The sequence below is a fragment of the Catellatospora sichuanensis genome, from assembly GCF_007483665.1.
GTDB lineage: Bacteria > Actinomycetota > Actinomycetes > Mycobacteriales > Micromonosporaceae > Catellatospora > Catellatospora sichuanensis.
In genome coordinates, this window is sequence record NZ_VIQO01000066.1 from 1 (window position 1) to 3,374 (window position 3,374).

A 3,374-nucleotide genomic window follows, 5' to 3' on the forward strand; every position below is an offset into this window, starting at 1 on the left:
GAAGGCCGGCTGCACGCCGACGGCGGCCCCGGCGGCTGCGGCGACACCGCCTATACCGGCACCGGCCTGTGCGTACCCCATCGCAGGCCGAAAGGCCAGGCCCTGACCGAGTCGACCCGCGAGTACAACCGCGCGATCGCCTCCCACCGCGCCAGCGTCGAACGTGTTATCGCGCATCTGAAGAACTGGAAACTCCTGGCCACCGGCTACCGCGGCCTGCTCGGCCGGTTCCCGGTGTTGATGGTTCAATCATCGTGTGTGCCATCATGCCGCAGCTCTGGGCTCGCAGGTGTACCCACACCTTCCCTGCCGCAAGCGCGGATTGGAGCGATCCGGGTGGCCAGTGGCATCAGATGGCCTTCAACGCCATGGGGTGCGCCTTTCGCTAGAAGTTGTGCTGTGACGGGGACTGCGACTGGCAATGATGGTGTCGCTGGGGAGATCATGACCTCTTCCGTATGTGGGGAAACATCGGACGCGATGCAGGCGGCACTCCCGTCACCCCGCGTGCCCCGTCAACGCAGCCAGGTTGGCAGTGGTCACCGCCATCGCGTGTTCACAAGCAGCTCCGGTCACCGGCACCACGTCCTGACCGGAGCCGTCCATCCCGGGCACCCCGCCGGATGGCCCCGCACGGAGGCTGGGGTGCCGACCATCGTCGGCACCCCAGCCGCACCTGCCTTCGGTGTCAGACCGGTCCGTGCCTGGCCCCGTGGCGCCGGGTCAGTTCCGGAAGCTCCACTGCTGGTTCGACCCGCCCCAGCAGCTGTACAGTTGGATCTTCGTCCCGTTGCCGGTGCCGCCGGCGTCGAGGCACAGCCCTGACTGCGCGTTGGTGATGGTGCCGTTGTTGACATTCCACTGCTGGTTCGCGCCGCCGTGGCAGTCATAGAGGATCACCGCGGTGCCGTTGCTGGTGCCCCCATTTGAGGCGTCCACACACTTGCCGTTCACCGTCAGCTGCCTGCTTGAGGTGTGAGTGAACCGCTGGTTCGAGCCACCCCAGCAGTCGTACAACTGGAGCTGGGTGCCGTTGGTGGTGCTCGAGTTCGGGACGTCGAGACACCTGCCGGACTGCTGACCCGCAATCATCTGGCTGGTACCGCTCGGCGGACCAGTGGTGGGCCCAGGATCGGGGTTGGTGCCTTCCCGGACGGTGATGTCGGAGCTTCCCTGGCTCTGGTAGCCCTCGGTCGCCATGACTTGGTAGGCCCAGCTGCTGCCGAGGTTGAGGCCGGCGCGGGCCCAGGCGTCGACGTGGTTGGCGAAGGTGATGGTGCCACTGCTCCGCTTCTGCTGGCGCACGCTCCAGTACTGGTAGAACGTGGCGGTGCCGTCGATCGACGGCTGGTTGACCCGCTGGCTGCGCAGGATGTCGTAGGTGCCGCCGTCGGTGGTGACCGTGCCCAGCCGCTGAGCGCCGCTGCTCGGGTTGTAGCTGCCGAAGTTCTCCACAACGTAGTACTCGATCAGCGAGTTCCGCGTCCACCCGTACAGGGCGAGGTAGGTGTTGTTGTTGCCCGGGTTGTAGGTGCCCGAGTAGCTGACCGTCCGCCGGCTACCGGTGGCCCAACCCTTGCCGCCGACCCAGTTGTTGGTGCTCCTGCTCCAGGAGCTGGAGTAGCGGCCGTTCTCGCGCAGCACCATGCAGGCGTCGCCACTGTCTTTCCAGAACGAGAAGTAGAACCCGTTGTGCGTGCCGGTGGTGTTCGAGCAGACCTGCCGGTCGGCCTCGGCGTAAGCGTTGGTGGCCATCAACGTGCTGGCGACGGCCGCCACGACGGCGCAGGCGCCGCCGATGAGCATTCTGAGGCGGCCGCCTCTGCGGCTCTTCCGTTGGATGGGTGCCTCGTGCATGTGCGTGCTCCTCCTCGTGAAGGCTGGCGAAAAGGTGTGACAGGGTGATACGACCCGGTAGGACTGTCGGTGGCTGTGGTGTCGGGCCACCGTGCGTGGGCCGTACCACGCGGTGGTGGGGCCAGTCGTCATGCGTTCGACGACCGGAGTGCCGGGCCGCGGTTGGCCCGGACCGACAGTTATGTCTGTCGATCGCACCAATATGGATCCCACCTCGTCGCACTGTCAACAACTTCCGGAAACATTTCGGAAATCATGCCCGGGTTGGCTGGACCAGCGGGATGTTTCACGGATCGAAGTGGCGTGGGGTCGGTCGTGTTGGGCAGGCGTCGATATGTCGATATTGAGCCCGACAAAGTGGGGCGACGCACGGCCTGGGGATTCCGAAAGTTCCGGACTGTTTCGGGTTGCCGTGCCGCGTTGTCGCGGCGCGGCGGCCCGTCCGGCCGGTGACCCTTGCACCGATACGTCGGGCCGGATGGTCCGAAGCGGCGCGCCAGCGGTCACCGGAAGATGGGGGCCACCCCACCGCAGCCCGATCAGGTCCCGTGGACCTGCCGGCCGAGCAGTGCCTCGAGGTGGATGCATGCCTCGGCGGCAGTCCGGTCCGGGTCCATGTGGTCGCCAATGTGTACGCTCGGTCGCGGTATGCCGGTTCGGTCAGCACGCGGATGATTAGCTCGGCTACCGCGTCGACCTGCCACCGTGCCGCGGGCAGCCACTCGGCAAGTCCGAGGGCGTGCAGCCGGCGGGCGTTGTCCGGGCGGTCTGCTCCGTGTGCGAGCACCACCTGCGGGGTGCCGGACGCGATCGCTGCCGCTCGTCGACCTTCTCGACCAGCTCCGATCGCCAAGACTGCACGCGTGGCAGCCGCCGGGCGGCGGTGCAGCCGGTGCACTCAGCCATGCCGTCATCCACTCCCTGGACGTGACGATCGCGCTCGACCGGCCCACGGTCGCACCAAGAGAGGCTGTGATCGCCGTCCTGGACCAGCTCACCGCCACAAACGGCACCTGGCTCGGGGTTGACCTGACCGATGTCCGGCTCGAGGTCACCGACACCGCCTGGAGCTGGGGAAGCGGCCAACTCGTTCGCGCCGACAGCGGCTCACTGGTGGCGCTCCTGAGTGGCCGCACGCTGCCCGACGGCCGGATCCTGCCCCGCGGCTGATACACCGAGGCCGACGCGCCTTCAGGCGAAGACCAGGACGGCACTACCTGCGAAGGTCAACACGACCACTTCGTATTGCCGTACTGGCAACTGCGGGGCAAGAGAGTCCGACTGCTTCGGCATGCGCTGATGGCCCGGGTCGCGGCGTCTGCAACCGCCGAGGCTGCTTTTCCAATGCGCCCACGCTGACGTCCGCACATCGGCTAAATCCGAGCGTTCCCGCAGCACCGGGTCGACTCGGTCAGGGCCTGGCCTTTCGGCCTGCGATGGGGTACGCACAGGCCGGTGCCGGTATAGGCGGTGTCGCCGCAGCCGCCGGGGCCGCCGTCGGCGTGCAGCCGGCCTTC

At 67.3% G+C, this 3,374-nt stretch carries 4 protein-coding genes; 2 read left to right on the forward strand and 2 right to left on the reverse strand.

What is annotated here, in order from left to right; translation table 11 throughout:
• Positions 1-9 precede the first annotated feature (9 nt).
• On the forward strand, positions 10-825 hold the full coding sequence (locus tag FLL47_RS45340) for a transposase family protein (protein WP_425457838.1): 816 nt from the start codon (positions 10-12) through the stop codon (positions 823-825).
• Here FLL47_RS45340 and FLL47_RS42455 read toward each other — a convergent pair.
• Both FLL47_RS42455 and FLL47_RS45345 read right to left on the reverse strand, forming a co-directional pair.
• Entirely contained in the window at positions 724-1,857 is a 1,134-nt protein-coding gene (locus FLL47_RS42455; protein WP_144128362.1) for a glycoside hydrolase family 11 protein, read from the reverse strand. The two genes, FLL47_RS45340 and FLL47_RS42455, sit on opposite strands and share 102 nt — an antisense overlap.
• A gap of 286 nt (positions 1,858-2,143) precedes the next feature.
• On the reverse strand, positions 2,144-2,755 hold the full coding sequence (locus FLL47_RS45345) for a glycosyltransferase (RefSeq protein ID WP_425457837.1): 612 nt from the start codon (positions 2,753-2,755) through the stop codon (positions 2,144-2,146).
• 29 nt (positions 2,756-2,784) lie between these two features.
• Here FLL47_RS45345 and FLL47_RS42460 point away from each other — a divergent pair, with 29 nt between their 5' ends.
• On the forward strand, positions 2,785-3,027 hold the full coding sequence (locus FLL47_RS42460; protein ID WP_222106446.1) for a hypothetical protein: 243 nt from the start codon (positions 2,785-2,787) through the stop codon (positions 3,025-3,027).
• Positions 3,028-3,374: the final 347 nt, after the last annotated feature.